Here is a 25,811-nt window from a genome sequence, read left to right on the forward strand (position 1 = left end):
GTCCGGCTGGCAGCACAAGGCCAGCGCCATCAACCGGACGAATGGCGCGACTTCAGATCCGCTCGCTGCTCACCCGGACATACCGTGCGCGGCCGGCCAGCAACCCGAAGCCGATGGCACCGGTGCCGATTACCGCGAAAATCCAGCCCAGCGCATTCCAGCCACCGGACAGGTCATGCACCAGGCCCACCGCGAACGGTCCGGCCGAGGCCAGGGTGTAACCTACGCCCTGGGCCATGCTCGAAAGATGGGCAGCGACATGGGCGTCCCGGGAACGCAGGACGATCAGGGTCAGGGCCAGGGCGAAGGTGCCACCCTGGCCAATGCCGAGCACCACGGCCCAGCCCCACAACCCGCCGAGCGGCGCGTACAGGCAGCCGAACAGACCGACCAGGGTCAGCAGCATGACGATAACGATCGCCAGGCGCTGGTCCTTGCCGCGGGAGGCAAGCATCGGCGCGGTCAGTGCACTGAGCAATTGCACGATCACCGAGCCGGACAGCACCAGGCCCGCTTCGACAGGGCTCAGGCCCCGGCCGATAAGGATCGACGGCAGCCAGCCGAAGACGATATAGGCCAGCGACGATTGCAACCCCATGTACAGCGTGACCTGCCAGGCCAGGCGGTCGCGCCACAGGCCGCGTACCTGGAACGCGGCATGATGCGCGCCGTGGCCTTGACGGGCCTGTGGCAACCAGATCAAGGCTGCCAGCAGCGCTGGAACCAGCCAGACGCCAAGCCCGAGGCGCCAGTCATCGCCGAAGTGATGCCCCAGCGGCACAGTCGCCCCCGCCGCCAGCGCCGCGCCCAGGCACAGGGCCATGGTGTAGACGCCCATCAGGCTGCCGGCATGGTTCGGAAAATCGCGCTTGACGATGCCGGGCAGGAGAACGCCAATCACCCCGATGCTGGCACCCGCGACGAGGCTGCCGGCGAAGATGCCGAAGCTGCCAAGGGTGCTGCGCAAGGCAATGCCGCCAGCCAGGCACAGCAGCACGCCGAGGATCACCCGCTCGCTGCCGAAACGCCGTGCCAGCAGCGGTGCCAGGGGCGCGAACAGGCCCAGGCACAGCACCGGCAAGGTCGTCAGCAAGCCGGCCTGGGAACCGCTCAGGCCCAGGCTGCGGGACACATCACCGAGAACCGGGGCCATGCTCGACAGCGCCGGACGCAGGTTCAGCGCCACCAGCACCAGGCCGAGCAGGAGCAGCCAGGCGCTGGGTTGCCGGGCAGGCGGCTGCAATTCGGCATCGTCGACTTCGGCGTCGATCAGCAATTCGTCAAGCACCGGCCCGTGGGGCGTCGGCTTGGTGGGAAGGTCTTGGCCCATGGCAGTCTCGAAAGTTCAAGGTTCATTGATCAACGTCCGGCTGAGGGTCTTGGCCCGTTCCGGATCTTGTCGCTCGACGGCGTCGAGGATTTCTACGTGCAGGTCGAATACCGCCTGCTTGCGCGGGGTGTGGCTCATGCTGTGTTCCAGCTTCATCGCCACCACACTGGAGAAATAGCGGTACAGCTCGCTGAGCGCCGGGTTGTGCGCGGCGTCCACCAGGCGCTGGTGGAAGACCAAGTCGCAGCGGATGTAGTCGTCGAGCTCGCCATGGAAATGGTTGCCGCTGTGCTTGAGCGCCTCGTGCAATCCGGCCAGGTCCGCCTCGGTACGACGCAGCGCGGCCAGGCCGATGGCTTCGGCTTCCAGCAGGTGCCGCGCCTCCCTGGCATGTTCCAGGCTGCAGGCCGACAGCGCCTGCACCGCCGACAACGGATCGGAGGCGGTGCGCAGGTAGCTGCCATCGCCCTGGCGGATCTCCACCTGGCCGCTGAAGGCCAGTACGCGCATGGCTTCACGCACGGTGTTGCGGCTGATGCCGAGTTCGGCAGCCAGTTCGGGCTCGGTGGGCAGGCGCTGGCCAACGGCCCAGAAGCCCTGGGTGATGCGCTGGCGCAGTTGTTCGACGGCTTGTTCGACCAGGGAGCGTTTGATAAGCATTGGGCTATTACATCCAATCATCGGATGAATTCAGGGAGGGCAAGGGTAACGGGTTGTTTCAGGTAAATGCAAACATCCGGGGGATTTGTGGTGAACTTCAGGGCCTCATCGCCGGCAACGCCGGCTCCCACAGGTGGGAGCCGGCGTTGCCGGCGATGGGATTTCAGGTCATTCCAGGGCGTCGAGCAACGCCTGGTTCTGCTCTTCGGTACCGATGCTGATACGCAGGAACTGGTCGATCCGCGGCAGCTTGAAGTGCCGCACGATCACGCCCTGCTCACGCAGCGCCGCAGCGATACCGGCAGCATCTTTCTGCGGGTGACGGGCGAAGATGAAGTTGGCCGCCGACGGCAGCACCTCAAAGCCACGCGCGGTCAACTCGGCCACCAGCTTCTCGCGACTGGCGATGACCTTGTTGCATGTCTCTTCGAAATACCCGCGGTCCTCGAACGCCGCAGTGGCGCCGACGATGGCGATACGGTCGAGCGGATAGGAGTTGAAGCTGTTCTTGATCCGCTCCAGCGCCTCGATCAGGTCCGGGTGCCCGACTGCCAGGCCAACCCTGAGCCCTGCCAGCGAGCGCGACTTGGACAGGGTCTGGGTCACCAGCAGGTTCGGGTAGCGGTCCACCAGGCTGATCGCGGTCTGCCCGCCGAAATCGATATAGGCCTCATCCACCACCACCACCGACTCGGTGTTGAGCTTGAGCAGTTGCTCGATGGCGTCCAGGGCCAGCAGGCAACCGGTCGGCGCGTTCGGGTTGGGGAAGATGATCCCGGCGTTCGGCTGGCTGTAGTCTTCGACGCGAATCTGGAACTGCGCGTCCAGCGCCACCGGTGCCGACTTTATGCCATACAGGCCGCAGTACACCGGATAGAAGCTGTAGCTGATGTCCGGGAACAGCAACGGCGCGTCGTGCTGGAACAGGCCGTGGAAGATGTGCGCCAACACTTCGTCCGAGCCGTTGCCGAGAAACACCTGGTTGGGCTGCACGCCGTAATAGCGAGCGACGGCCTGCTTGAGCAGGTCGCTGTTCGGGTCCGGGTACAGGCGCAGGTTCTCGCCCAGTTCGCCGCGCATGGCTTCCAGCGCTTTCGGCGAAGGGCCATACGGGTTTTCGTTGGTGTTGAGCTTGACCAGCTTGGTCAACTTCGGCTGTTCGCCCGGTACGTAGGGCACCAGGTTCTTGACGAAGGGGCTCCAGAATTTGCTCATGTTCAGTTGCCCTCTTTATCGGCAAGGATGCGGTATTCGGCACTGCGCGCGTGGGCGCTGAGGGACTCGCCGCGGGCCAGGACCGATGCGGTCCTGCCCAGTTCGGAAGCCCCCTGTTCGGAGCAGAAGATGATCGACGAACGCTTCTGGAAGTCGTAGACCCCCAGCGGCGAGGAGAACCGTGCGGTACCGGAGGTCGGCAGCACGTGGTTCGGGCCGGCGCAGTAGTCGCCCAGGGCTTCGCTGGTGTGGCGGCCCATGAAGATCGCACCGGCATGACGGATCTTCGGCAGCCAGGCCTGTGGATCGGCGACCGACAGCTCCAGGTGCTCCGGCGCGATGCGGTTGGCCACTTCGATGGCCTGCTCCATGTCGCGAACCTGGATCAGTGCGCCACGCCCCTCCATGGAGGTGCGGATGATCCCGGCACGGTCCATGGTTGGCAGCAGCTTGTCGATGCTGGCGGCGACACGCTCGAGGAAATCGGCGTCGGGGCTGACCAGGATCGACTGGGCGTCCTCATCGTGTTCGGCCTGGGAGAACAGGTCCATGGCGATCCAGTCCGGGTCGGTCTGGCCATCACAGACCACGAGGATTTCCGACGGGCCGGCGATCATGTCGATACCGACCTGGCCGAACACATGGCGCTTGGCAGTGGCGACATAGATGTTGCCCGGACCGACCACCTTGTCCACCTGCGGGACGCTCTCGGTGCCATACGCCAGGGCCGCGACGGCCTGGGCACCGCCAATGGTGAAGACGCGATCGACACCGGCGATGCAGGCCGCGGCAAGGACCAGTTCATTGACCTCGCCGCGCGGGGTCGGCACCACCATCACCACCTCGCTGACCCCGGCGACCTTGGCCGGAATGGCGTTCATCAGCACGGAGGACGGATACGACGCCTTGCCGCCCGGCACGTAAAGGCCGGCACGATCCAGCGGGGTGACCTTCTGGCCGAGGACGGTGCCGTCGGCCTCGGTGTAGCTCCAGGAATCCTGCTTCTGCCGCTCGTGGTACAGGCGCACACGCTCGGCAGCCTTTTCCAGGGCCTGGCGCTGCTCCGCGGTGATGCGGGTCAGGGCCAGTTCCAGGCGTTCGCGGCCGAGGATCAGGTCATCGATGGATTTGGCGTCGACGCCATCGAAACGCTGGGTGAACTCCACCAGCGCTGCGTCGCCGCGCTCGCGCACGGCCTGGATGATGTCGAGGACCCGCTGGTTCACCGCGTCATCGGACACGCTTTCCCAGCTCAGCAGATGATCCAGATGTCGGGCGAAATCCGGGTCAGCGGCATTGAGTCGGCGAATTGCGGTGGACGTGGTCATAGCTAAGGCCTCGGTTATTTGGCGAATGCTCAGGCGCCCTGAAGCTACCAGACCATCCGCGCGGGCACCCGAGAAAATTGGCTATGACGCGGATAGACGGGCGCGGCTAAAAGCCGCGCGCATGGTCAGCCGCGGTGTCGCGACTCCACGGCCTGGCGCAGGGTGTCGATCAGGCTCTGGATACGGGCGTGCTGCATCTTCATCGATGCCTTGTTGACCACCAGGCGGGAGCTGATGGTCGCGATGAGTTCCTGGGGCTCAAGACCGTTGGCCCGCAGGGTGTTGCCGGTATCGACGACGTCGATGATCTTGTCGGCGAGGTTGACCAGCGGCGCCAGCTCCATCGAGCCGTAGAGCTTGATGATATCGACCTGGCGGCCCTGCTCGGCGTAGTAGCGCTTGGCAACATTGACGAACTTGGTGGCGACGCGCAGGCGGCCCTTGGGCTCCGGGGCGCCGATGGCACCGGCGGTCATCAGCTTGCAGCGGGCGATGTTCAGGTCCAGCGGCTCGTACATGCCCTGGCCGCCGTATTCCATCAGCACGTCCTTGCCAGCCACACCCAGATCGGCGGCACCATGCTCGACATAGGTCGGCACGTCGGTGGCCCGCACGATCAGCAGGCGCACGTCGTCCTGGGTCGTGGGGATGATCAGTTTGCGGCTCTTGTCCGGATTCTCGGTGGGCACGATGCCCGCTTCCGCCAGCAGCGGCAGGGTATCGTCGAGAATGCGGCCCTTGGACAGCGCGATGGTCAACATGAAACGTCGGTCCTTATGCGGCTTGAAGCCGCCGGCCCTGTACGAGCAACCGGCGGCGATCAGTTCGGTACGGCAGTGTCGGCGCGTCCCTGCGCCTGGTGCAGGCTAGCCCGGTACGCGACGGATCTTCGCGCCAAGCATCTGCAGTTTTTCCTCGATGCATTCGTAGCCGCGATCTATGTGGTAGATGCGGTCGATCAGGGTGTCGCCCTCGGCAACCAGTGCCGACAATACCAGGCTGGCAGAGGCCCGCAGGTCGGTGGCCATGACCGGGGCGCCTTTCAGGGCCTTGGTCCCGGTGACGATGGCAGTGTTGCCCTCGACCTGGATCTGCGCGCCCATGCGGTGCATTTCGTAGACGTGCATGAAGCGGTTTTCGAAGATCGTCTCGATCACCGCGCCAGTGCCTTCGGCAATCGCGTTGAGGGAAATGAACTGCGCCTGCATGTCGGTCGGGAACGCCGGGTACGGTGCGGTACGCAGGTTGACGGCCTTGGGCCGCTTGCCGTGCATGTCCAGTTCGATCCAGTCTTCGCCGGTGGTGATTTCCGCGCCGGCTTCCTTGAGCTTCTCGAGGACGGCTTCGAGGATGGTCGGATCGGTGTCCTTGACCTTGACGCGACCACCGGTGACGGCAGCGGCGACCAGGTAGGTGCCGGTCTCGATACGGTCGGGCATGACGCGGTAGGTCGCCGAACCCAGGCGCTCGACGCCATCGATGGTGATGGTGTCGGTACCGGCACCCTGGATCTTCGCGCCCATGGCGATCAGGAAGTTGGCCAGGTCGACCACCTCCGGCTCGCGCGCGGCGTTCTGCAGGACACTGCGGCCCCTGGCCAGGGCAGCGGCCATCATGATGTTCTCGGTACCGGTCACGCTGACGGTATCGAAGAAGAAGTGAGCACCGCGCAGGCCGCCTTCAGGCGCCTTGGCCTTGATATAGCCACCTTCCACTTCGATCTTCGCGCCCATGGCCTCGAGGCCGCGGATGTGCAGGTCGACCGGACGCGAACCGATGGCGCAACCACCCGGCAGGGCCACTTCGGCCTCGCCGAAACGGGCGACCATCGGGCCCAGCACCAGGATCGAGGCGCGCATGGTCTTGACCAGCTCGTACGGCGCGACCAGGGTCTTGATGGTGCGTGGATCGATCTCCACCGAGAGTTTCTCGTCGATCACCGGCTCGATGCCCATGCGCCCGAACAGCTCGATCATGGTGGTGATGTCGTGCAGGTGCGGCAGGTTGCCAACGGTGACCGGGCCATCGCACAGCAAAGTGGCCGACAGAATCGGCAGGGCCGCGTTCTTCGCGCCGGAGATGCGGATCTCGCCGTCGAGACGAGCGCCGCCAGTAATAATCAGTTTGTCCATTTGAACTCTCGCCGCCACAGGTGGCTCAGGTGCGCTCAGCCCAGGCTGCGCTGCTGAAAAATTTCATGGTGACCGCGTGGATGCGGCCATCGGTGATCCACGGATTAAGGTGAGCGTAGATCTGCTGCTGACGCTTGACCGGGCTCAGGGCCGCGATTTCGTCGCTGATCACGTTCAACTGGAAGTTGCAGCCTTCGCCTTCAACTTCGACCCGGGTTCCCGGCAACTTTTCTTCAAGGAAGTTCTTAACTTCTACGGCCTGCATGCTCAACCTCAATCGGCGCCCTGTGCGCGCGGGTCGGCCATCATACAAAAAAGCCCCTCGCCTGCGAACCCCGTTGACGAGGACTCTGACAGAGGGGCTTCGTTTCGCTTACTCGATCACTGCAATGCCAGGATGTCGTCCAGGCCATAGACCTCGGCGATTTCCCGCATGCCGTGGGGCATGCCACGGACTGCGCAGTGTTTTCCGGCGGCCTGGGCGTCACGGATAAAGCCCAGCAGCAAGGACAGGCCGACGCTGCTGGACTGCTGCACCGCAGTGCAATCGAGCACCAGCGCCTCGGCCTTGCTCGACGCAATCAGCGCGGCGCCCTGCTTGCGCAGATCCGGACCGGAGCGATAGTCGAGAATGCCGGCCAGGCTCAACACATCCGGCTCGGCCAACTGCACGCTGCCAAGGCTCATTGCGCCTGCTTCTCCGCCGCATCCTCGGTGACCGCCTTGGCCTTGGCGACTTCGCCGGCCCAGTTGTCGATGGTCTTGTCGAGGTCGTTGCCGTTGCGCTGCATGGCGTCGGCGAACTGGTCACGGAACAGCTTGCCGATGTTGATGCCGTTGACGATCACGTTGCGCACCTTCCACTCGCCGTTGAGCTTCTGCAAGGTGTACTGCACCGGATAGACAGCACCATTGGTGCCGGTGACCTTCATGCCGACGCTGGCGCGATCGCCGTCCTCGGCCTTGGCCGGATCCACCACGATACCCTGGTTGTTGTACTCCAGCAGGGCGTTGCCATAGAACTGCATCAGGCTGCGCTTGAAGTTTTCCTGGAAGCGCTGCATCTGCGCCGGGCTGGCCTGGCGCGAGTACTTCACGGTCATGATGCTCTTCGAGATGCCGTCGGCATCCACGACCGGGCCGAGGATGTTGTTCAGCGCATCGTAGAACTGGCCAGGATTGGCCTTGTACTGCTCCTTGTTGGCCTTGAGGTCGTTGAGCAGCTGGGTGGTGGTGCCCTGAATCACGTCATGGGCCGATTGACCCGGTGCCGCCAGTGCCAGCATGGGCAGGGCCGCCAGCAACACCAGCAGGCCGCGTCGCAGGATGGAAATCATGGAAACTCCTTATTTAGCTTCTTTGCCTACGGTATTGAGCAGGAACTTGCCAATCAGATCTTCCAGGACCAGCGCCGACTGCGTGTCATGGATCACGCCGCCATCCTTGAGCACGGAATCTTCCCCGCCGACGCTGATGCCGATGTACTTCTCGCCGAGCAACCCGGCGGTCAGGATCGATGCAGTGGAGTCGACCGGGAGGTTGTCCACGCTCTTGTCCAGTTGCAGGGTCACCCGACCGGTATAGGTATCGCGGTCCAGATCGATGGCCGTGACCTTGCCGATGGTCACACCGGCCATGGTCACTTTTGCTCTGACCGTCAAACCGGCGATATTGTCGAAATTCGCATAAAGTTTATAGGTATCGCTGCCAGGGCTGGCGGACAGGCCACTGACACGCAGGGCCAGCAGGATCAGCGCCAGGATCCCGGCCAGAAGGAACAGGCCGACACCGATTTCCAGGGTGCGGTTTTGCATCAGAAATCTCCAAACATCAGGGCGGTCAGAATAAAGTCCAGGCCAAGGACTGCCAGCGAGGCATAGACCACGGTTCTGGTGGTGGCCCGACTGATCCCCTCTGAGGTGGGCTCGCAGTCATAGCCTTGAAAAACGGCAATCCAGGTGACGACGAAGGCAAACACAACGCTCTTGATCACGCCGTTGAGCACGTCATCGGTAAACGACACGCTGTTCTGCATGTTCGCCCAGAATGAGCCTTCATAGACCCCCAGCCAGTCCACCGCGACCCACGAGCCGCCCCAGATGCCCACCACGCTGAAGATCATCGCCAGCAGCGGCAGGGAAATGAAGCCAGCCCACAGGCGCGGGGCGACGATGTACTTGAGCGGGTCGACACCGATCATTTCCAGGCTGGAAAGCTGCTCGGTGGACTTCATGTTGCCGATCTCGGCGGTCAGCGCGGAACCGGCACGCCCCGCGAACAGCAGCGCGGTGACTACCGGCCCCAGTTCGCGCAGCAGGGTCAGGGCGACCATCTGCCCCACCGCCTGCTCCGAACCGTACTTGGTCAGGATGCTGAACCCCTGCAGGGCCAGGACCATGCCGATGAACATGCCGGATACGACGATGATCGCCAGCGACAGCACGCCTACCGAATAGAGCTGGCGCACCAGCAGCTGGAAGCCGCCACCGATACCGCCGCGCCCGACCAGCGCGTGCAACAGGAACAGGCAGGAGCGCCCCATGACCGCGACCACGTCGATGGCCGAACGGCCGAAACGGCGGATACGTTCAAGCAAGGATTTTCTGCGCATCTAACGCTTCCCCAACAGATCGGCGCGGTAGTCTGGCGCAGGAAAATGGAAAGGCACCGGTCCGTCCGGGTCGCCCTTCATGAATTGTCGGATGCGCGGGTTGTCCGAGTCCATCAGCTCTGCCGGGGTACCCTGGCCAAGCACCTGGCCGTCGCCCACCACATAAATGTAGTCGGCGATGCTGGCGGTTTCCGCCAGGTCATGGGAAACCACGATGCTGGTGATGCCAAGCGCATCGTTGAGCAGGCGGATCAGGCGTACCAGGACGCCCATGGCGATCGGGTCCTGACCGACGAAAGGCTCGTCGTACATGAGGATCTGCGGATCCAGGGCGATCGCCCGGGCCAGCGCCACGCGGCGCTTCATGCCACCGGAGAGCTCGTCGGGCATCAGTTCGATGGCGCCGCGCAGGCCGACGGCCTGCAGCTTCATCAGAACGATGTCGCGAATCATCTCTTCGGAAAGGCGGGTGTGGACGCGCAACGGAAACGCGACGTTCTCGAACACGTCGAGGTCGGTGAACAGCGCGCCGCTCTGGAAGAGCACGCCCATCTGCTTGCGCGCGTCGAACAGATCGCTGCGCGACAGGGTCGGCAGGTTCTGCCCGGCCACCCACACTTCACCGCTGGCCGGTCGCAGCTGGGCGCCCATCAGGCGCAGCAGCGTGGTCTTGCCACAGCCGGAAGGCCCCATGATGCCGGTGACCTTGCCCTTGGGAATGCGTATGTCGACATTATTGAAGATGCTGCGCGAGCCGCGCTTGAAGGTCACGCCCTTCAACTCGACCGCGTAGGCGTTATCAACGCTCATCTAGACTCCTTGCGATGCAGCCTTGAGCTCAGACGCACGGCCCCTTCGTGGAGACACGCAATAATCGAGCAGGCCGAACTGGTGGCGAACTATAGCACCGCTGGCAAGGCCTTCCCAAGGCCATCGCGCTGCCTGTTCAGGCCCGGTACAGGCATTTTCGTGCCATCGCCAAAGGGAACCGCGATGGCACAAATCGCTCCAACGGACAGCCTGCGACCAATCCGCAGGTGAGGCTTTCGCGCATTACCGCTATAATCGCGCCCCTTTCATCAGGCAACCCGATTTCCGACATGAGCCAATCCACCGACCTGATCCAATCCGCGCAGCGCACCATCCGCCTCGAGATCGAGGCGGTGCAGGGTTTGCTCGCCCATATCGACGCCGATTTCGTCAAGGCGTGCGAACTGATCCTGGGCAGCAAGGGCCGCGTTGTCGTGGTGGGCATGGGCAAATCCGGGCATATCGGCAACAAGATTGCCGCAACGCTCGCCAGCACCGGGACCCCGGCGTTCTTCGTCCATCCTGCCGAGGCCAGCCACGGTGACATGGGCATGATCACCCGGGACGACATCATCCTGGCACTGTCCAACTCCGGCTCCACCGCCGAAATCGTCACCCTGCTGCCGTTGATCAAGCGCCTCGGCATCAAGCTCGTCAGCCTGACCGGCAACCCCGACTCGCCTCTGGCCAAGGCCGCCGAGGTCAACCTCGATGCCAGGGTCGCCCAGGAAGCCTGCCCGCTGAACCTGGCACCGACCTCCTCGACCACCGCTGCCCTGGTGCTGGGCGACGCCCTGGCCATCGCCCTGCTCGAGGCACGCGGCTTCACCGCCGAAGACTTCGCCTTCTCCCACCCCGGTGGCGCTTTGGGTCGCCGATTGCTGCTCAAGGTCGAGAACGTGATGCATGCTGGCGACGAGCTGCCACAGGTCAACCGCGGTACCCTGCTCAAGGACGCCCTGCTGGAAATGTCGCGCAAGGGCCTGGGCATGACCGTGGTGGTCGAGGCCGACGGCAGCCTGGCCGGGATCTTCACCGACGGCGACCTGCGCCGCAGCCTTGACCGCAACATCGATGTGCACAAGACCCTGATCGAAGAGGTCATGACCGTCCACGGCAAGACCGCCCGCGCCGAAATGCTCGCCGCCGAGGCCCTGAAGATCATGGAAGACCACAAGATCAGCGCGCTGGTCGTCGTCGACAAGACCGACCGTCCGGTCGGGGCATTGAACATGCACGACCTGCTGCGCGCCGGAGTGATGTGATGAATACCCTGTTGCAACGCGGCAAAGCCATCAAGCTGGCGGTTTTCGATGTGGATGGCGTGCTCACCGACGGCCGCCTGTACTTCCTCGAGGACGGCAGCGAGTTCAAGACTTTCAACACCCTCGACGGGCAAGGCATCAAGATGCTGATGAACTCGGGCGTGACCACCGCGATCATCAGCGGTCGCAAGACGCCCGTGGTCGAGCGCCGGGCGAAGAACCTCGGCATCCCGCACCTGTACCAGGGCCGCGAGGACAAGCTGGTGGTGCTGGACGAGCTTCTCGCCCAGCTCGGCCTAAGCTATGAAGAGGTCGCCTACCTGGGCGACGACCTGCCAGACCTGCCGGTGATTCGCCGGGTCGGCCTCGGCATGGCGGTGGCCAACGCGGCAGCGTTCGTCCGCCAGCACGCCCACGGCGTGACCCAGGCCCGCGGCGGTGAAGGTGCAGCCCGCGAATTCTGCGAGCTGATCCTGCAAGCCCAGGGCAACCTTGAAGCGGCAAACGCCCACTACCTGTAGAGCACGCCATGTTCAGCAAGAAGATTCGCAACATCGCGCTGTTCGGCGTGATTGCCCTGGTGTTCGGGGCGATCGGCTACTGGAACATCGTGCCCGAGCGCTTCCTTGACCAGCCAGCGGCCCAGGTCGACGAAAGCGCCATCGACTACTATGCGATCAATGCCCACAGTGTGCAGTTCCTGCCTGATGGCAAGCTGCAATACGAAATGACCGCGGACAAGGTCGAGCACCTCAAGGCCAGCGAAGTCACCCTGCTGACCAAGCCCGATCTGCAGATGTACCGCGGAACCACCTTCCCCTGGCACGTGCAGAGCGAGCGCGGCGAGGTCAACCCCGACGGAACCGAGGTGGAACTGATCGATTCGGTACGGGTAGCCCGCACCGACGAGAAGGATCGCACCACCATCATCACTTCCAGCCGCATGACGGTATTCCCGCAGAAGCAATATGCGCAAACCGAGCAAGACGTTAGAATCGACGGCGCCGGTGGCGTGACTACGGGCAAGGGAATGAAAGCGTATTTGAAAGACGGCAGGATGGACCTGCTGTCCAACGTAAGAGGACAGTATGAGGCTCGTTAAAACCCTCCCCTATTTGCTCAGCCTGAGCGCGGCACTGGGAAGCGCGAGCGCCTGGGCCCTGCCGAATGATCGCGAACAGCCCGTCCGCATCCAGGCCGACAGCGCCCAGATGGATGACAAGAACAAGGTCGCGACCTACACCGGCGACGTCATCATCACCCAGGGCTCGATGATGATCAAAGGCCATACGGTCACCGTCACCCTGAACCAGGCCGGCGATATCGACACCGCGACCTCGGTGGGCAACCTGGCCTACTTCGAGCAGCAGCAGGACGCCTCCAAGCCGGACAAGATGCAGGGTTACGCCAAGCAGATCCAGTACCAGGCGGGCAAGGACCTGATCGTCCTTACCGACCAGGCCAAGGTGATCAACGCCGGCAACACCACCGAGGGCGAGAAGATCGTCTACAACTCCAAGACCCAGGTCGCCACGGCCGGTCGCGGCGGCAAGGACATCAAGACCCCGCGCAATCGCATCGACATGGTGATCCAGCCGAAGAAGAAGGGCGAGTAATGGCGACCCTCAAAGCCCAGCACCTGGCCAAGAGCTACAAGAGCCGGCAAGTCGTGCGCGATGTCAGCCTGTCGATCGACAGCGGGCAGATCGTCGGCCTGCTCGGCCCGAACGGCGCCGGCAAGACCACCTGCTTCTACATGATCGTCGGCCTGGTCCAGGCCGACCAGGGCCGCGTGCTGATCGACGACCTGGACGTCAGCCACCAGCCCATGCACGGTCGCGCCCGCGCCGGCATCGGCTACCTGCCCCAGGAAGCCTCGATCTTCCGCAAGCTGTCGGTGGCCAACAACATCATGGCGATCCTGGAAACCCGCAAGGACCTCGATAGCGACGGCCGGCGCAAGGAGCTGGAAAGCCTGCTGCAGGAATTCCACATCAGCCATATTCGCGACAACCTCGGCATGAGCCTGTCCGGCGGTGAACGCCGCCGGGTGGAAATCGCCCGCGCCCTGGCCACCGCACCGAAGTTCATCCTGCTCGACGAACCCTTCGCCGGGGTGGACCCGATTTCGGTCGGCGACATCAAGCAGATCATCCATCACCTCAAGGCCAAGGGTATCGGTGTACTGATCACCGACCACAACGTCCGCGAGACCCTGGACATCTGCGAAACCGCGTACATCGTCAACGACGGCCAGCTGATCGCCGAGGGCGACGCGCAGACCATCCTCGCCAACCAGTTGGTGAAAGAGGTGTACCTCGGCCACGAGTTCCGGCTGTAGGTCGACATATCGGAGTGACCCGAGCGCTGGCATTGAGCCATTATTCCAGGCTTAATTGTTACAGCGCTCTAGGCAAACGCTACAATTTCAGGCATATAACTTGCTTAAAATTGGCGCCCAGCGCCCGTGTCGTAGATGGCGCATGCGCGCCGGCGAATAAGGTGTAAAGCCCCAGCCATGAAACCATCGCTCGTCCTAAGAATGGGCCAGCAACTGACGATGACCCCGCAGTTGCAACAGGCCATCCGTCTGCTCCAGCTCTCAACGCTGGACCTGCAGCAGGAAATCCAGGAAGCCCTGGAGTCCAATCCGATGCTCGAACGCCAGGAAGACGGCGACGACTTCGACAACAGCGACCCCATGGCCGACAACGCCGAGAGCAAGCCCGTCGCGGAGTCTCAGGAGAGCAGCTTCGAACAGTCCGCATCCACTGCGGAGAACCTCGAAGAAGGCGAATGGAACGAGCGCATCCCCAACGAACTGCCTGTCGATACCGCCTGGGAAGACATCTACCAGACCAGTGCCAGCAGCCTGCCCAGCAACGATGACGACGAGTGGGACTTCACTACCCGCACCTCGGCCGGCGAAAGCCTGCAAAGCCACCTGCTCTGGCAGCTCAACCTGGCACCGATGTCGGACACCGACCGCCTGATCGCCGTCACCCTGATCGACTGCATCAACAACCAGGGCTACCTCGACGAGACCCTGGAGGAAATCTGCGACTCCTTCGACCCTGAGCTGGATATCGAGCTGGACGAAGTCGAAGCCGTCCTGCACCGCATCCAGCAGTTCGAGCCTGCGGGCATCGGTGCGCGCAACCTGGGCGAGTGCCTGTTGCTGCAACTGCGCCAGCTGCCCGCCAGCACGCCGTGGATGAACGAAGCCCAGCGCCTGGTCAGCGACTACATTGACCTGCTCGGCAGCCGCGACTACAGCCAGCTCATGCGCCGCATGAAGCTCAAGGAAGACGAGCTGCGCCAGGTCATCGAGCTGGTGCAGAGCCTGAATCCGCGCCCCGGCTCGCAGATCGAGTCCAGCGAGCCGGAATACGTGGTGCCCGATGTCATCGTGCGCAAGGACAACGAACGCTGGCTGGTCGAACTGAACCAGGAAGCGGTGCCGCGCCTGCGGGTCAACCCGCAATATGCCGGCTTCGTCCGCCGCGCAGACACCAGCGCCGACAACACCTTCATGCGCAACCAGTTGCAGGAGGCGCGCTGGTTCATCAAGAGCCTGCAGAGCCGCAACGAGACCCTGATGAAGGTAGCGACCCAGATCGTCGAGCATCAGCGCGGCTTCCTCGACCATGGCGACGAGGCCATGAAGCCGCTGGTGCTGCATGACATCGCCGAGGCGGTGGGCATGCACGAGTCGACCATTTCCCGCGTCACCACGCAGAAATACATGCACACCCCTCGCGGCATCTACGAGCTGAAGTACTTCTTCTCCAGCCACGTCAGTACCTCCGAAGGGGGTGAATGCTCCTCCACCGCCATCCGCGCGATCATCAAGAAACTGGTTGCTGCGGAAAATCAGAAAAAGCCATTGAGTGACAGCAAGATCGCTGGTTTACTGGAGGCACAAGGCATCCAGGTAGCCCGTCGCACCGTCGCCAAGTACCGCGAATCCCTTGGCATTGCGCCATCGAGCGAACGCAAGCGATTGATGTGACATTTCCTGAGATGTGCCATCGCAATTCAGTGGCAGGCGCAACACCTGCCTCTTTATGCACGGCAATAAAGGAGAAGCAGTATGCAAGTCAACATCAGTGGACAACATGTAGAAGTTACTCCACCGCTTCGTGACTATGTCGAGCAGAAGCTCAAGCGCCTGGAGGGTCATTACGACCGCATCACCAACGTTCAGGTCATCATGAAGGTCGAGAAAATCCAGCAGAAAGTGGAAGCGACCTTGCAGATCCCTGGTGGCGAGGTGGTAGCGAACGCAGAGCACGAAGACATGTATGCCGCAATCGACCTCCTGACCGACAAGCTCGACCGCCAACTGAAAAAACACAAGGAAAAACAGCAAAGCCTGCTGCAAGGCGCAGCGGCCCGCTGATCCCACTCATCCATGATCCGACTTGAATCCATCCTGACCCCCGGCCGTTCCCTGGTGAACGTGCCGGGAGGCAGTAAAAAGCGCGTACTTGAACAGATCGCCAACCTGATCGGGACGGACGTTCCCGGACTGGACCGACAGGAAGTGTTCGAAAGCCTGATTGCCCGCGAGAAACTGGGCTCCACGGGCTTCGGCAACGGGATCGCGATTCCTCACTGCCGGCTCAAGGGCTGCGCCAGTCCGGTCAGTGCCTTGCTGCACCTGGATGCCCCCATCGATTTCGACGCCATCGACGGCGCCCCGGTAGACCTGCTGTTCGTCCTGCTGGTCCCGGAAGCCGCCACCGATGCGCACCTGGAGCTGCTGCGCCAGATTGCCAGCATGCTTGATCGCAAGGAAATTCGTGACAGGCTGCGCGCCGCCGACAGCAGCACCGCCCTGTACCAGGTTGTCCTGGACGGGCAGAACGAGTCCTGAGCATGCGCCTGGTCATCGTCAGCGGCCGTTCCGGATCGGGCAAGAGCACCGCCCTCGATGTCCTGGAAGACAACGGCTTCTACTGCATCGACAACCTCCCCGCCGGCCTGCTGCCGCAGTTGGCGGAAAGCGCGCTGATCAACACCGAATTGCTGCAGCCGCGGGTTGCGGTATCGATCGATGCTCGCAACCTGCCCAGCCACCTTACACGCTTCCCCGAATTGCTGGAGGAAGCGAGATCCAGGCATATCCAATGCGATGTGCTTTACTTGGACGCCGATGAAGACACCCTGCTCAAGCGCTTCTCCGAAACCCGGCGGCGTCATCCGCTGACCAACCAGGACCGTTCGCTCGCCGAAGCGATACGGGTCGAAAGCGAACTGCTGGGCCCCATCGCCGACCTGGCGGACCTGAAGATCGATACCACCAACCTGAACCTCTATCAGTTGCGTGACTCGATCAAATTGCGCCTGTTGAACCAGCCCGAGCCCGGTACCGCCTTCCTGATCGAGTCCTTCGGATTCAAACGCGGCATGCCGGTGGATGCCGATGTGGTGTTCGACGTGCGCTGCCTGCCGAACCCGTACTGGAAACCGGAACTGCGCGAGCACTCCGGCCAGGACCAGCCCGTCATCGATTACCTCGCGGCACAACCGGATGTGGAAGAGATGTTCCAGGACATATCGTCCTACCTGCTGAAATGGTTGCCACGCTTCGCCGCCAGCAACCGCGCCTACGTCACCGTTGCCATCGGCTGCACCGGCGGTCACCATCGCTCGGTCTACCTGACCGAACGCCTGGGCCAGTTGCTGCAACCCATATTGAAGAACGTCCAGGTCCGCCACCGCGACCTCTAGTCCACAGGATCCCACCCGCGATGCCCGCCATTGAAATCGAGATCATCAACAAGCTGGGGCTGCATGCCCGTGCTGCCGCCAAATTCGTCGGCGTGGCCGGCAAGTTTCCCTGCACGGTCAAGGTTGGGCGCGCGCCGGACAAGCTGGTGGACGGCAAGAGCATCATGGCGGTGATGATGCTGGCGGCGGGCAAGGGCACCACGGTGCACCTGTCTGCGGAAGGGGAACAGGACAATGAAGCGATCCAGGCGCTGGTGGAATTGATCAACAATCGTTTTGATGAGGGTGAGTGAAGTCGCCACCCAGCCACGAAAAGCCCGCCATTTGGCGGGCTTTTTCATTCGGGGCTGATGGTTTCGGGACTGCTCGCAGTCCATCGCAGGCAAGCCAGCTCCTGCAGGGCATTCAAAAGCACGACGCGGACACCTGTGGGAGCTGGCTTGCCAGCGATTGGCCAGATCTGACAACAGTGCTGTAATTGCCGGCCTTATCGCAGCCTTTATCAAGACAGCGCGGTATCCATCACCATCATCAGGCAGAACCCGACGCACAGCCCCAGGCTGGCCAACCGATGGTGCCCGTTGGCCCGCGATTCGGGAATGATTTCCTGGGTGACCACCAGCAACATCGCCCCGGCCGCAAAGGCCAGCCCCAGCGGCAACAGCAGCTCGGCCACATTGACCAACCAGGCACACACCAATGCCGCCGCAGGCTCCACCAATCCGGACGCCGCGCCGATCAGGAACGCCTTGAAGCGCGCCATCCCGGCGCCGGCCAGCACCAGCGCGATCACCAACCCTTCCGGTACGTCCTGCAAGGCGATGCCCATCGCCAGGCTGTCCGCGTCCGGCATGCCACCGCCGGCAGACACACCGATGGCCATGCCTTCCGGAATGTTGTGGGCAATGATGGCGATGACGAAGATCCAGATCCGCGCCGGTATCACCGGCTGGGTTCCGCAAGCCACCAGCGCCTCGGGCGAAGCGCTGGAGACCTGGCGATCCACCAGGTACAGGCACAACGCGCCGGACAACAGGCCGAAGCTGACCAGACCACCCGCGCCCCACTTGCCGAAGCCCACCGCCTGGGCGGCATCCAGCCCCGGGATGATCAGCGAGAACGCCGTCGCCGCCAGCATGACGCCAGCACCAAAGCCCAACAGGGTGTCCGCCAGCGCCACCGGCATGCTGCGGATCACCAGCACCGGTACCGCACCGAGCGCGGTACCAAGCGCACAAAGCGCCCCGCCCTCCAGTGCCCGCATCATCCGTGGCTCCAGGTCGAGCCAGGCGATCCCCTGGGCCACCAGCAAGGCCGTGCCCACCAGCAGCAACAGGGTGCCCAGCGCCAGGCGGAACAAACGCACGCTGCTTACGGACAAGACATCCGAGCGCATTCGCTTGTCACTCACGCCACGGCGGCAAGGTAGCGCCGCTCGACTTCGGCCCAGTCGACCACGTTGTAGAACGCGTTGATATATTCCGGGCGGCGGTTCTGGTACAGCAGGTAGTAGGCGTGCTCCCAGACGTCCAGGCCAAGGATCGGCGTGTTGCCGTGCATCAGCGGGCTGTCCTGGTTGCCGCTGCTTTCCACCACTACGCGCTTCTCCGGAGTAACGCTCAGCCAGGCCCAGCCGCTGCCGAAGCGGGTCAGGGCGGCCTTGGTGAAGGCGTCCTTGAAGGCTTCGAAACCGCCCAGTTGCTCGTCGATGGCCTTGGCTACCGCGCCGTGAGGCACGCCACCGCCGTTCGGCGACATGACGGTCCAGAACAGGGTGTGGTTGGCGTGGCCGCCGCCCTGGTTGATGACCGCGGCCTGGAGGCCCTGCGGCAGCTGCTTGACCGCCGCCACCAGCTTCTCCACCGGCCATTCGGCCCATTCGGTGCCATCGAGGGCGGCATTGAGGTTGTTGATGTAGGTCTGGTGATGCTTGGTGTGGTGGATCTGCATGGTCTGGGTATCGATATGCGGCTCCAGCGCGTCGTAGGCGTAGGGCAATGCAGGCAAGGCGTGTGGCATCAGTGGATTCCTTGTCGGATGGCTTGGGAAATCACGCGGTCGCGACCGGCCAGCACACCGGGCTGTGGCTCCTGCCGGTACAGCAGGCGCTCGGTACGCGGGTATTGGCCGTACTCGCTGATGAAGCTCAGCAGTTCGGTGTAGGTCTTGCCGCTGTGGCGCAAGGCCGCCTGGCGCAATGGCTCGGGCAAGCGCGGATCCTGGCTGGCCGCGAGCAGGCGTTGATGAATCGCGCAGAGATACTCGGCGCTTTCCTGGGGCTGCTTCAGGCGCAGATGAAGGTCCGCCAGGTTGTGATGGGATATCACGCAGGCGGCGACCGCTTCGTCGGCGTCCTGCCAGCGCTCGAACAGCACCTGGGCCAAGGCCAGGGCCTGCAGGTACAGCTCACGGGCATCGACCAGATCCCCTTGGTTGAACAGGCGGTTGGCAATCTCGGTGGTACGTTTCCAGTGCTGCATGGCGAACCTCCAAAGCGGTTGTCGGCGGCTTCAGATTCCGCCGGCGGTGAGCTTTTCCGGATCCAGCAGGACTTCCAGCCGGGTACGCGACAGCTCGGTATGTTCCAGCGCCACATCGATGATCGGGCGGCCCTGCTTGTAAGCAGTCTTGGCGATCTCGGCAGCCTTCTGGTAACCGATGATCGGGTTCAACGCTGTCACCAGGATCGGGTTGCGCGCCAGCGCTTCCTTGAGCTTCGGCTCGTTGACCTTGAAGCTGGCGATGGCCTTGTCGGCCAGCAGGCGGCTGGCATTGGCCATCAGCTCGATGCTTTCCAGCAGGTTGCGGGCAATGACCGGCAGCATCACGTTCAGCTCGAAGTTGCCCGACTGGCCGGCGACGGTAATGGTCGCGTCGTTGCCGATGACCTGGGCAGCGACCATCGCCGTGGCTTCCGGAATCACCGGATTGACCTTGCCCGGCATGATCGAGGAGCCCGGCTGCAGCCCTTCCAGCTCGATTTCCCCAAGGCCGGCCAGCGGCCCGGAGTTCATCCAGCGCAGGTCGTTGGCAATTTTTATCAACGCCACGGCGGTGGCCTTGAGCTGGCCGGAGACGGCAACCGCAGTGTCCTGGGAGCCGATCAGGGCAAACAGGTTCTCGCCCGGCACAAAGTCGACGCGGGTCAGTTCACTCAACTGCCTGGAGAACAGCACGGAAAACTGTGGATGGGCGTTGATCCCCGTGCCCACCGCCGTGCCACCCTGGGCCAGGGCCTGGAGGGCCGGCAGGGTGTTCTGCAGGTGGCCGATACAGGCCTTGATCTGCTGCGCCCAGCCACCCAGCACCTGGCTCATGCGCACGGGCATGGCATCCATCAGATGGGTACGGCCGGTCTTGACGAACGCGTGGACCTGCACCGCCTTGGTCTCGATGACCCCGACCAGATGCTGCAGCGCCGGCAACAGTTGCTCATGCAGGGCCAGCGCGGCACTGACGTGAATGGTGGTGGGGATGATGTCGTTGCTGCTCTGCCCGCAATTGACGTGGTCGTTCGGGTTGACCTGGTCGCCGGCGATGCGGCTGGCGAGGGTGGCGATCACCTCGTTGGCGTTCATGTTGGAGCTGGTGCCGGAGCCGGTCTGGAACACGTCCACCGGGAAGTGCTGCATGAAGTCGCCAGCCAGCAGTTGCTCCACGGCAGCGACTATGGCCTCACCCTGGGCCTGGGTGATCTGTTCCAGCTGGACGTTGGCCCGGGCTGCCGCGGCCTTGGCCAGCAACAGTGCACGGATGAACTGGGCCGGCATGCGTTGCCGGCTGATCGGGAAGTTGTCGACCGCACGCTGGGTCTGGGCGCCATACAGGGCCTCGGCCGGCACCTGCAACTCGCCCATGCTGTCACGCTCGATACGGGTATTACTCATCATCAAGTCCTTGCATCAGTTCAAAGGATGAAATCGAAGGCAACAGCGCGCAGTTCGCCAGTTGCAAGGCCAGCGGCTGCCAGCGCTGGCCGTGCTCGCCGCCGTCGAGCTTGCGCAGTTGCAGCAGCGGTCGCCAGGCCTGGTCCAGGCACAGGCAGCGCCAGTGCCACGGCAACATGCGATCGCAGGCGGTATCGAGCAGAACACGGAACGAAGTCAGGGCAACGGCCCACGCCGAGGTGTCCGTACAGCAGACCAGGTAGCGCCCTTCGGCCAGGTAATGCTCGATCAGGCGCGGCTCGTCGGGCTCCAGCGCGCAGCGGATGCGCAGGCTCAGCCAGCGCCAGTTATCGAGGTAGGGCAGTTCGCGAAGGACGGATTTCATGGCAGGAATATCATCGCCGAGATAATGATATTCATTATTAATTGATAAATAGAATCAGTACAACCCCGTTGTGACACCAACGAAAAAGCCCGGCGCAAGGGCCGGGCTTTCAGGTGAAACAGACGAAGCGCCGTTTAGCTACCGGCTACGGTCATCCGCTCGATCAGGATCGAGCCGGTGTGGATGTTGCTGCGGGTTTCAAGATCACTGCCGATGGCCACGATCTGCTGGAACATGTCTTTCATATTCCCGGCGATCGTGACTTCCTGGACAGCGAACTGGATCTCGCCGTTTTCCACCCAGTAGCCTGCCGCACCGCGGGAATAATCACCGGTCACCATGTTCAGGCCGTGCCCCATCAGTTCGGTGACCAGCAAGCCACGCCCCATCCGGCGGATCAGTGCAGCCTGGTCCTCGACACCGTGGGACACGAACAGGTTGTGCACGCCACCCGCATTCGCCGTGCTTGGCAGGCCGAGCTTGCGACCCGAGTAGGTGCCCAGGACATAGGAAACCAACTGGCCGTTCTCGACGAACGGCTTGGCATAGGTCGCCAGGCCATCGCCATCGAATGCAGCACTGCCCAGTGCCCGTGGCAGATGAGGACGCTCATCGAGGGTCAGCCAACTCGGGAACAGGCGCTGGCCGATGGTGCCTTCGAGGAACGACGATTTGCGGTACAGGTTGCCGCCGGAAATCGCCGACAGGAAGCTGCCGAACAATCCGCCGGCCAGCTCCGCCGAGAACAGCACGGGCACCTCGCAGGTCGGCACCGGCCTTGCGCCGAGGCGACTGGCGGCACGCTGCGCGGCGCGAATGCCAATGGCCTTGGGATCGGCCAGCAACTCGCCCTGGCGATTCACGTCGTACCAGTAATCACGCTGCATCTGTCCGTCGCCTTCGGCGATCATCACGCAGCTCAGGCTGTGCCGGGTCGACGCGTAGCCACCGATGAAACCGTTGCTGTTGCCGTAGACCCGGCAACCTTGGTGGGTGTTCAAGGTAGTACCGTCGGCATTCTTGATCCGCGGATCGGCATCGAAAGCCGCCGCTTCGCAGACCAGCGCTTTCTCGATGGCCTGTTCCGGGGTGATATCCCAGGCGTGGTACAGGTCGAAATCCGGCAGGTCGCGGGCCATCAGCGCAGGGTCGGCCAGCCCGGCGCAATCATCCTCGGACGTATGCCGGGCAATCGCCAGTGCCGCCGCGACGGTTTCGCGGATCGCCTCGCTGCCGCTGGCCGAGGTGCTGGCCGAGCCCTTGCGCTGGCCAACGTAGAGGGTGATGCCAAAGCCCTGGTCACGGTTGAATTCCACCGTTTCCACTTCGCGCTGGCGCACCGAGGTCGACAAGCCCTGCTCCAGCGACACCGCTACCTCGCAGGCGCTGGCGCCCTGGCGTTTCGCCTCGGCGATGATCTGCTCGACCTGCTCCTGCAAGGCCGGCAGGGCTTGCGGACCTACGCTCTGGACTGCACTCATGGTTTTCTCCACTCAAATACGGCGTTCGGCGAGGGTCATCGAGCGACCGGGCCGGACAAGCGGCCCCCGACTGGTTATCATGGCGGCGTTTCTCAGCGGACTGCCCCCATGGTTGATTCTTACGATGCCTTCGACGAAGGCGAAAAAAGCAAATCCCAGATCAAGCGCGAACTCCAGGCGCTGGTCGATATGGGCGAGCGCCTTACCACGCTCAAGCCCGATACCCTGGCCAAACTGCCTCTGACCGACGAGCTGCGCAAAGCACTCGAAGAACACAAGAAGCACACGGCCAACGAGGCCAAGCGCCGTCACCGTTCGTTCATCGGCAAGCTGATGCGCGACCAGGACCTCGACGCCATCAACGCCCTGCTCGACCAGCTGGACGCGTCTTCGCGCCAGTACAACGAGCGCTTCCACAACCTCGAACGCTGGCGTGACCGGCTGATCGGCGGCACCGACGACGTCCTGGAAAAATTCGTCCAGGAGTACCCGGAAGCCGATCGCCAGCAACTGCGCTCGTTGATCCGCCAGGCCCAGCACGAGGCCAAGACCAACAAGCCGCCAACCGCCGCGCGCAAGATCTTCAAGTACATCCGCGACCTCGACGAGAGCCAGCGCGGCCTGCGCTGATTCACGCTACCGGGCAGGCACCCTGCCCGCCCGGTGTCCCGCTCATGCGCCCGTGCCACCCACGGTGATCGCATCGATCTTCAGGGTCGGCTGGCCCACGCCAACCGGCACCGACTGCCCATCCTTGCCACAGGTCCCCACGCCGCTGTCCAGGCTCAGGTCGTTGCCGACCATGGAAACCCGGCTCATGGCTTCCGGACCATTGCCGATCAGGGTGGCGCCCTTGACCGGGGCGGTGATCCTGCCGTCTTCGATCAGGTACGCCTCGCTGGTGGAGAAGACGAACTTGCCACTGGTGATATCCACCTGGCCGCCACCAAGGTTGGCGCAGTACAGGCCGCGCTTGACCGAAGCGATGATTTCCGCCGGATCGCTCTCGCCCGCCCGCATGTAGGTGTTGGTCATGCGCGGCATCGGCAGATGCGCGTAGGACTCGCGGCGCCCGTTGCCGGTGACGGCCATGCCCATCAGGCGCGCGTTGAGCTTGTCCTGCATGTAGCCGACCAGCTTGCCGTTCTCGATCAGGGTGGTGCATTCGGTCGGCGTACCCTCGTCATCGACGCTCAGGGAGCCGCGACGATCCTTCAGGGTACCGTCATCGACGATGGTGCACAGGCTCGACGCAACCTTCTCGCCGATGCGCCCGCTATACGCCGAACTGCCCTTGCGATTGAAGTCGCCCTCCAGGCCATGGCCGACCGCTTCGTGCAGCAGCACGCCGGACCAACCCGGCCCCAGCACCACCGGCAAGGTGCCTGCCGGAGCCGGCAGCGCTTCCAGGTTGACCAGCGCCTGGCGCAGCGCCTCGCGGGCAAAGCCCATGACCCGGTCTTCGGTGAAATAGCGATAGTCGGTGCGTCCGCCGCCGCCATGGCCGCCGCGTTCGCGGCGACCATTCTGCTCGACGATCACGCTGACGTTGAAGCGCACCAACGGTCGGATGTCGGCCGCCAGGCTGCCGTCGGCAGCGGCGATCAGGATGCGTTCCCAGACCCCGGCCATGCTCACGCTGACCTGCTGGATCCGCGGATCGAGCGCGCGGGTGGCGGCATCGACACGCTTGAGCAGGGCGACCTTTTCCGCCCGGCTGATGACTTCCAGCGGGTTGTCCGCCGCGTACAGGGGCGTGATTGCCTGGCTGCGGAAGGCCTGCACCGTGCCGTTCTGCCCAGCCCGGGAAATCGAGCGGGCCGCCTGGGCAGCGGCGCTCAGGGCTTCGAGGCTGATGGCATTGCTGTAGGCGAAGCCGGTCTTCTCGCCGGACTGGGCACGCACGCCCACGCCCTGGTCAAGGTTGAAGCTGCCTTCCTTGACGATGCCGTCTTCCAGCGCCCAGGACTCCGAGATCTGGCCCTGGAAATACAGGTCGGCCGCGTCGATGCCCGGCCCGGCCAGCTCGCCCAGCACGCTCTGCAGGCTGTCGAGGGTCAGGTCGCCGGGGGCCAGCAGTTGCTCGCTGACGCTTGTTAACAACTCGCTCATAGTCACTCCGAGGTGTGCGCAGGCCGCAAGGCGTCCTGCGAGAAAAAGCGCCGGTGCGAGACCACCGGCATCCGCGCCCGTATGGACGCCTGTTCTGCGCTGTCGCGCGTGGCCAGCAGCACCGCTTCGCCGCGGGCCTGCTGCGCGAGTATGCGCCCCCAGGGGTCGACGATCGCCGCCTGGCCGTGGGTTTCCCGCGGTCCCGGGTGCATGCCGCCCTGGGCCGCGGCCAGCACATAGCACTGGGTTTCGATGGCGCGGGCACGGATCAGCACTTCCCAATGTGCAGCCCCGGTCACTGCGGTAAAGGCCGCCGGCGCCGTGATCAGTTCCGCCCCGGCCTCGCGCAGTGCGCTGTACAGCTCGGGGAAGCGCAGGTCGTAGCAGACCGTGAGGCCCAGCTTGCCCACCGGGGTATCGGCCACCACCACATTGGCGCCATGGGCATAATCGTCCGACTCGCGATAGCGGCCGCGGTTGTCGGCCACGTCCACGTCGAACAGGTGCAATTTGTCGTAGCGGGCGACCAGCTCGCCGTGCTCATCCACCAGCAGGGAGCAGGCATGGGCTTTGGCCTCGGGCCGGTCGACGGGCGGCAGCGGCAAGGTGCCCGCTACTATCCACAATCTGAGGTCGCGGGCCGTGCGTTTCAACCAGGGCAGGATCGGCCCTTCGCCACGGGCTTCGGCCAGGCCGATGGCGGCACTGTCGCGGCGGCCCATGGCAGCGAAGTTTTCCGGAAGTACCGCAAGCCGTGCGCCTTGCCCTGCTGCCTGTTCGAGCAGTGCCCGGGCGCGGGCCAGGTTGGCGGCAATATCGTCCTGGCTGATCATCTGGATGACGGCAAAGGTCATGGCCA

General features: G+C 63.6%; 31 protein-coding genes. 11 read left to right on the forward strand and 20 right to left on the reverse strand.

From position 1 onward, the window contains the following. Window positions 1-52: 52 nt before the first annotated feature. From ACKLLE_RS18555 to ACKLLE_RS18610, 12 genes are all read right to left on the reverse strand, one after another. Window positions 53-1,330: a CynX/NimT family MFS transporter gene (locus ACKLLE_RS18555; RefSeq protein WP_420058718.1), complete on the reverse strand. Its 1,278-nt coding sequence runs from the start codon at window positions 1,328-1,330 to the stop codon at window positions 53-55. Window positions 1,331-1,345: 15 nt separating this feature from the next. Further along, the gene (locus ACKLLE_RS18560) at window positions 1,346-1,990 is read right to left on the reverse strand and encodes a FadR/GntR family transcriptional regulator (protein ID WP_420058719.1); all 645 of its coding nucleotides are present in this window, start codon (window positions 1,988-1,990) and stop codon (window positions 1,346-1,348) included. A gap of 168 nt (window positions 1,991-2,158) precedes the next feature. Continuing rightward, window positions 2,159-3,205, reverse strand: a complete 1,047-nt coding sequence (gene hisC / locus ACKLLE_RS18565) for a histidinol-phosphate transaminase (protein ID WP_420058720.1) — start codon at window positions 3,203-3,205, stop codon at window positions 2,159-2,161. Between the two features lie 2 nt (window positions 3,206-3,207). After that, the gene (hisD, locus tag ACKLLE_RS18570; RefSeq protein WP_420058721.1) at window positions 3,208-4,533 is read right to left on the reverse strand and encodes a histidinol dehydrogenase; all 1,326 of its coding nucleotides are present in this window, start codon (window positions 4,531-4,533) and stop codon (window positions 3,208-3,210) included. Window positions 4,534-4,658: 125 nt separating this feature from the next. Beyond that, window positions 4,659-5,294: an ATP phosphoribosyltransferase gene (gene hisG, locus ACKLLE_RS18575; RefSeq protein WP_009398242.1), complete on the reverse strand. Its 636-nt coding sequence runs from the start codon at window positions 5,292-5,294 to the stop codon at window positions 4,659-4,661. Window positions 5,295-5,399: 105 nt separating this feature from the next. Beyond that, window positions 5,400-6,665 carry a UDP-N-acetylglucosamine 1-carboxyvinyltransferase gene (gene murA / locus ACKLLE_RS18580; RefSeq protein WP_064301634.1) on the reverse strand — a complete coding sequence of 422 codons (1,266 nt, stop codon included), beginning with the start codon at window positions 6,663-6,665 and terminating at the stop codon, window positions 5,400-5,402. A 25-nt stretch (window positions 6,666-6,690) separates the two neighbouring features. Then, the gene (locus tag ACKLLE_RS18585; protein WP_009398240.1) at window positions 6,691-6,930 is read right to left on the reverse strand and encodes a BolA family protein; all 240 of its coding nucleotides are present in this window, start codon (window positions 6,928-6,930) and stop codon (window positions 6,691-6,693) included. Window positions 6,931-7,046: 116 nt separating this feature from the next. After that, window positions 7,047-7,352 carry an STAS domain-containing protein gene (locus ACKLLE_RS18590; RefSeq protein WP_420058722.1) on the reverse strand — a complete coding sequence of 102 codons (306 nt, stop codon included), beginning with the start codon at window positions 7,350-7,352 and terminating at the stop codon, window positions 7,047-7,049. Next, window positions 7,349-8,002: an MlaC/ttg2D family ABC transporter substrate-binding protein gene (locus ACKLLE_RS18595; RefSeq protein ID WP_009398237.1), complete on the reverse strand. Its 654-nt coding sequence runs from the start codon at window positions 8,000-8,002 to the stop codon at window positions 7,349-7,351. The genes ACKLLE_RS18590 and ACKLLE_RS18595 overlap by 4 nt, the downstream gene beginning before the upstream one ends. A gap of 9 nt (window positions 8,003-8,011) precedes the next feature. Beyond that, complete coding sequence (mlaD, locus tag ACKLLE_RS18600) at window positions 8,012-8,479, reverse strand: outer membrane lipid asymmetry maintenance protein MlaD (RefSeq protein ID WP_009398235.1); 468 nt, start codon at window positions 8,477-8,479, stop codon at window positions 8,012-8,014. After that, entirely contained in the window at window positions 8,479-9,276 is a 798-nt protein-coding gene (gene mlaE / locus ACKLLE_RS18605) for a lipid asymmetry maintenance ABC transporter permease subunit MlaE (protein ID WP_009398233.1), read from the reverse strand. Before mlaE ends, mlaD begins: the two co-directional genes overlap by 1 nt. Continuing rightward, window positions 9,277-10,086, reverse strand: a complete 810-nt coding sequence (locus ACKLLE_RS18610; RefSeq protein ID WP_009398231.1) for an ATP-binding cassette domain-containing protein — start codon at window positions 10,084-10,086, stop codon at window positions 9,277-9,279. Between the two features lie 290 nt (window positions 10,087-10,376). On the opposite strand from ACKLLE_RS18610, the gene ACKLLE_RS18615 reads away from it, so the two are divergent. The 10 genes from ACKLLE_RS18615 to ACKLLE_RS18660 all read left to right on the forward strand — a co-directional run bounded on the left by ACKLLE_RS18615 (window position 10,377) and on the right by ACKLLE_RS18660 (window position 17,380). Next, window positions 10,377-11,351 (forward strand): KpsF/GutQ family sugar-phosphate isomerase, encoded by a 975-nt coding sequence (locus ACKLLE_RS18615; protein WP_064301632.1) that lies wholly within the window; start codon window positions 10,377-10,379, stop codon window positions 11,349-11,351. After that, on the forward strand, window positions 11,351-11,872 hold the full coding sequence (locus tag ACKLLE_RS18620; RefSeq protein WP_009398228.1) for a KdsC family phosphatase: 522 nt from the start codon (window positions 11,351-11,353) through the stop codon (window positions 11,870-11,872). The genes ACKLLE_RS18615 and ACKLLE_RS18620 overlap by 1 nt, the downstream gene beginning before the upstream one ends. A gap of 8 nt (window positions 11,873-11,880) precedes the next feature. Beyond that, window positions 11,881-12,453 carry an LPS export ABC transporter periplasmic protein LptC gene (gene lptC / locus ACKLLE_RS18625; protein WP_009398226.1) on the forward strand — a complete coding sequence of 191 codons (573 nt, stop codon included), beginning with the start codon at window positions 11,881-11,883 and terminating at the stop codon, window positions 12,451-12,453. Then, the gene (gene lptA / locus ACKLLE_RS18630; RefSeq protein WP_064301631.1) at window positions 12,440-12,967 is read left to right on the forward strand and encodes a lipopolysaccharide transport periplasmic protein LptA; all 528 of its coding nucleotides are present in this window, start codon (window positions 12,440-12,442) and stop codon (window positions 12,965-12,967) included. The genes lptC and lptA overlap by 14 nt, the downstream gene beginning before the upstream one ends. Beyond that, window positions 12,967-13,692: an LPS export ABC transporter ATP-binding protein gene (gene lptB, locus ACKLLE_RS18635; protein ID WP_009398222.1), complete on the forward strand. Its 726-nt coding sequence runs from the start codon at window positions 12,967-12,969 to the stop codon at window positions 13,690-13,692. The genes lptA and lptB overlap by 1 nt, the downstream gene beginning before the upstream one ends. Before the next feature lie 177 nt (window positions 13,693-13,869). Continuing rightward, window positions 13,870-15,363 carry an RNA polymerase factor sigma-54 gene (locus tag ACKLLE_RS18640; RefSeq protein ID WP_064301630.1) on the forward strand — a complete coding sequence of 498 codons (1,494 nt, stop codon included), beginning with the start codon at window positions 13,870-13,872 and terminating at the stop codon, window positions 15,361-15,363. Window positions 15,364-15,444: 81 nt separating this feature from the next. Then, on the forward strand, window positions 15,445-15,753 hold the full coding sequence (gene hpf / locus ACKLLE_RS18645; protein WP_009398218.1) for a ribosome hibernation-promoting factor, HPF/YfiA family: 309 nt from the start codon (window positions 15,445-15,447) through the stop codon (window positions 15,751-15,753). A 12-nt stretch (window positions 15,754-15,765) separates the two neighbouring features. Then, the gene (ptsN, locus tag ACKLLE_RS18650; RefSeq protein WP_009398216.1) at window positions 15,766-16,230 is read left to right on the forward strand and encodes a PTS IIA-like nitrogen regulatory protein PtsN; all 465 of its coding nucleotides are present in this window, start codon (window positions 15,766-15,768) and stop codon (window positions 16,228-16,230) included. Between the two features lie 2 nt (window positions 16,231-16,232). Beyond that, window positions 16,233-17,087 carry an RNase adapter RapZ gene (gene rapZ / locus ACKLLE_RS18655; RefSeq protein ID WP_064301629.1) on the forward strand — a complete coding sequence of 285 codons (855 nt, stop codon included), beginning with the start codon at window positions 16,233-16,235 and terminating at the stop codon, window positions 17,085-17,087. Window positions 17,088-17,107: 20 nt separating this feature from the next. After that, window positions 17,108-17,380 carry an HPr family phosphocarrier protein gene (locus tag ACKLLE_RS18660; RefSeq protein WP_009398212.1) on the forward strand — a complete coding sequence of 91 codons (273 nt, stop codon included), beginning with the start codon at window positions 17,108-17,110 and terminating at the stop codon, window positions 17,378-17,380. Window positions 17,381-17,589: 209 nt separating this feature from the next. Here ACKLLE_RS18660 and ACKLLE_RS18665 read toward each other — a convergent pair whose 3' ends face one another. From ACKLLE_RS18665 to pmbA, 6 genes are all read right to left on the reverse strand, one after another. Next, window positions 17,590-18,483, reverse strand: coding sequence for a ZIP family metal transporter (locus tag ACKLLE_RS18665; protein ID WP_279897201.1), 894 nt, complete (start codon window positions 18,481-18,483; stop codon window positions 17,590-17,592). Window positions 18,484-18,494: 11 nt separating this feature from the next. Then, window positions 18,495-19,106, reverse strand: a complete 612-nt coding sequence (locus tag ACKLLE_RS18670; protein ID WP_009398207.1) for a superoxide dismutase — start codon at window positions 19,104-19,106, stop codon at window positions 18,495-18,497. Beyond that, window positions 19,106-19,567 (reverse strand): hypothetical protein, encoded by a 462-nt coding sequence (locus ACKLLE_RS18675; RefSeq protein WP_420058723.1) that lies wholly within the window; start codon window positions 19,565-19,567, stop codon window positions 19,106-19,108. Before ACKLLE_RS18675 ends, ACKLLE_RS18670 begins: the two co-directional genes overlap by 1 nt. A 30-nt stretch (window positions 19,568-19,597) precedes the next feature. Beyond that, complete coding sequence (locus ACKLLE_RS18680; RefSeq protein ID WP_420058724.1) at window positions 19,598-20,974, reverse strand: class II fumarate hydratase; 1,377 nt, start codon at window positions 20,972-20,974, stop codon at window positions 19,598-19,600. Continuing rightward, the gene (locus tag ACKLLE_RS18685; RefSeq protein ID WP_064301624.1) at window positions 20,967-21,359 is read right to left on the reverse strand and encodes a hypothetical protein; all 393 of its coding nucleotides are present in this window, start codon (window positions 21,357-21,359) and stop codon (window positions 20,967-20,969) included. The genes ACKLLE_RS18680 and ACKLLE_RS18685 overlap by 8 nt, the downstream gene beginning before the upstream one ends. Window positions 21,360-21,493: 134 nt before the next feature. Then, window positions 21,494-22,840 carry a metalloprotease PmbA gene (gene pmbA / locus ACKLLE_RS18690; RefSeq protein WP_420058725.1) on the reverse strand — a complete coding sequence of 449 codons (1,347 nt, stop codon included), beginning with the start codon at window positions 22,838-22,840 and terminating at the stop codon, window positions 21,494-21,496. Between the two features lie 108 nt (window positions 22,841-22,948). Here pmbA and yjgA point away from each other — a divergent pair, with 108 nt between their 5' ends. Next, window positions 22,949-23,470, forward strand: coding sequence for a ribosome biogenesis factor YjgA (gene yjgA, locus ACKLLE_RS18695; RefSeq protein ID WP_009398198.1), 522 nt, complete (start codon window positions 22,949-22,951; stop codon window positions 23,468-23,470). 42 nt (window positions 23,471-23,512) lie between these two features. Here yjgA and tldD read toward each other — a convergent pair whose 3' ends face one another. Further along, complete coding sequence (gene tldD, locus ACKLLE_RS18700; RefSeq protein WP_420058726.1) at window positions 23,513-24,952, reverse strand: metalloprotease TldD; 1,440 nt, start codon at window positions 24,950-24,952, stop codon at window positions 23,513-23,515. 2 nt (window positions 24,953-24,954) lie between these two features. Next, window positions 24,955-25,806, reverse strand: a complete 852-nt coding sequence (locus ACKLLE_RS18705) for a carbon-nitrogen hydrolase family protein (protein ID WP_009398194.1) — start codon at window positions 25,804-25,806, stop codon at window positions 24,955-24,957. Window positions 25,807-25,811: the final 5 nt, after the last annotated feature.

Source organism: Pseudomonas bharatica (assembly GCF_048586865.1).
Lineage (GTDB): Bacteria > Pseudomonadota > Gammaproteobacteria > Pseudomonadales > Pseudomonadaceae > Aquipseudomonas > Aquipseudomonas bharatica.

Coding starts and splice junctions, on each gene's coding strand:
- ACKLLE_RS18555 (WP_420058718.1), bottom strand. CDS start 1,330: ATGGGCCAAGACCTTCCCACCAAGCCGACGCCCCACGGGCCGGTGCTT.
- ACKLLE_RS18560 (WP_420058719.1), bottom strand. CDS start 1,990: ATGCTTATCAAACGCTCCCTGGTCGAACAAGCCGTCGAACAACTGCGC.
- hisC (WP_420058720.1), bottom strand. CDS start 3,205: ATGAGCAAATTCTGGAGCCCCTTCGTCAAGAACCTGGTGCCCTACGTA.
- hisD (WP_420058721.1), bottom strand. CDS start 4,533: ATGACCACGTCCACCGCAATTCGCCGACTCAATGCCGCTGACCCGGAT.
- hisG (WP_009398242.1), bottom strand. CDS start 5,294: ATGTTGACCATCGCGCTGTCCAAGGGCCGCATTCTCGACGATACCCTG.
- murA (WP_064301634.1), bottom strand. CDS start 6,665: ATGGACAAACTGATTATTACTGGCGGCGCTCGTCTCGACGGCGAGATC.
- ACKLLE_RS18585 (WP_009398240.1), bottom strand. CDS start 6,930: ATGCAGGCCGTAGAAGTTAAGAACTTCCTTGAAGAAAAGTTGCCGGGA.
- ACKLLE_RS18590 (WP_420058722.1), bottom strand. CDS start 7,352: ATGAGCCTTGGCAGCGTGCAGTTGGCCGAGCCGGATGTGTTGAGCCTG.
- ACKLLE_RS18595 (WP_009398237.1), bottom strand. CDS start 8,002: ATGATTTCCATCCTGCGACGCGGCCTGCTGGTGTTGCTGGCGGCCCTG.
- mlaD (WP_009398235.1), bottom strand. CDS start 8,479: ATGCAAAACCGCACCCTGGAAATCGGTGTCGGCCTGTTCCTTCTGGCC.
- mlaE (WP_009398233.1), bottom strand. CDS start 9,276: ATGCGCAGAAAATCCTTGCTTGAACGTATCCGCCGTTTCGGCCGTTCG.
- ACKLLE_RS18610 (WP_009398231.1), bottom strand. CDS start 10,086: ATGAGCGTTGATAACGCCTACGCGGTCGAGTTGAAGGGCGTGACCTTC.
- ACKLLE_RS18615 (WP_064301632.1), top strand. CDS start 10,377: ATGAGCCAATCCACCGACCTGATCCAATCCGCGCAGCGCACCATCCGC.
- ACKLLE_RS18620 (WP_009398228.1), top strand. CDS start 11,351: ATGAATACCCTGTTGCAACGCGGCAAAGCCATCAAGCTGGCGGTTTTC.
- lptC (WP_009398226.1), top strand. CDS start 11,881: ATGTTCAGCAAGAAGATTCGCAACATCGCGCTGTTCGGCGTGATTGCC.
- lptA (WP_064301631.1), top strand. CDS start 12,440: ATGAGGCTCGTTAAAACCCTCCCCTATTTGCTCAGCCTGAGCGCGGCA.
- lptB (WP_009398222.1), top strand. CDS start 12,967: ATGGCGACCCTCAAAGCCCAGCACCTGGCCAAGAGCTACAAGAGCCGG.
- ACKLLE_RS18640 (WP_064301630.1), top strand. CDS start 13,870: ATGAAACCATCGCTCGTCCTAAGAATGGGCCAGCAACTGACGATGACC.
- hpf (WP_009398218.1), top strand. CDS start 15,445: ATGCAAGTCAACATCAGTGGACAACATGTAGAAGTTACTCCACCGCTT.
- ptsN (WP_009398216.1), top strand. CDS start 15,766: ATGATCCGACTTGAATCCATCCTGACCCCCGGCCGTTCCCTGGTGAAC.
- rapZ (WP_064301629.1), top strand. CDS start 16,233: ATGCGCCTGGTCATCGTCAGCGGCCGTTCCGGATCGGGCAAGAGCACC.
- ACKLLE_RS18660 (WP_009398212.1), top strand. CDS start 17,108: ATGCCCGCCATTGAAATCGAGATCATCAACAAGCTGGGGCTGCATGCC.
- ACKLLE_RS18665 (WP_279897201.1), bottom strand. CDS start 18,483: ATGCGCTCGGATGTCTTGTCCGTAAGCAGCGTGCGTTTGTTCCGCCTG.
- ACKLLE_RS18670 (WP_009398207.1), bottom strand. CDS start 19,106: ATGCCACACGCCTTGCCTGCATTGCCCTACGCCTACGACGCGCTGGAG.
- ACKLLE_RS18675 (WP_420058723.1), bottom strand. CDS start 19,567: ATGCAGCACTGGAAACGTACCACCGAGATTGCCAACCGCCTGTTCAAC.
- ACKLLE_RS18680 (WP_420058724.1), bottom strand. CDS start 20,974: ATGAGTAATACCCGTATCGAGCGTGACAGCATGGGCGAGTTGCAGGTG.
- ACKLLE_RS18685 (WP_064301624.1), bottom strand. CDS start 21,359: ATGAAATCCGTCCTTCGCGAACTGCCCTACCTCGATAACTGGCGCTGG.
- pmbA (WP_420058725.1), bottom strand. CDS start 22,840: ATGAGTGCAGTCCAGAGCGTAGGTCCGCAAGCCCTGCCGGCCTTGCAG.
- yjgA (WP_009398198.1), top strand. CDS start 22,949: ATGGTTGATTCTTACGATGCCTTCGACGAAGGCGAAAAAAGCAAATCC.
- tldD (WP_420058726.1), bottom strand. CDS start 24,952: ATGAGCGAGTTGTTAACAAGCGTCAGCGAGCAACTGCTGGCCCCCGGC.
- ACKLLE_RS18705 (WP_009398194.1), bottom strand. CDS start 25,806: ATGACCTTTGCCGTCATCCAGATGATCAGCCAGGACGATATTGCCGCC.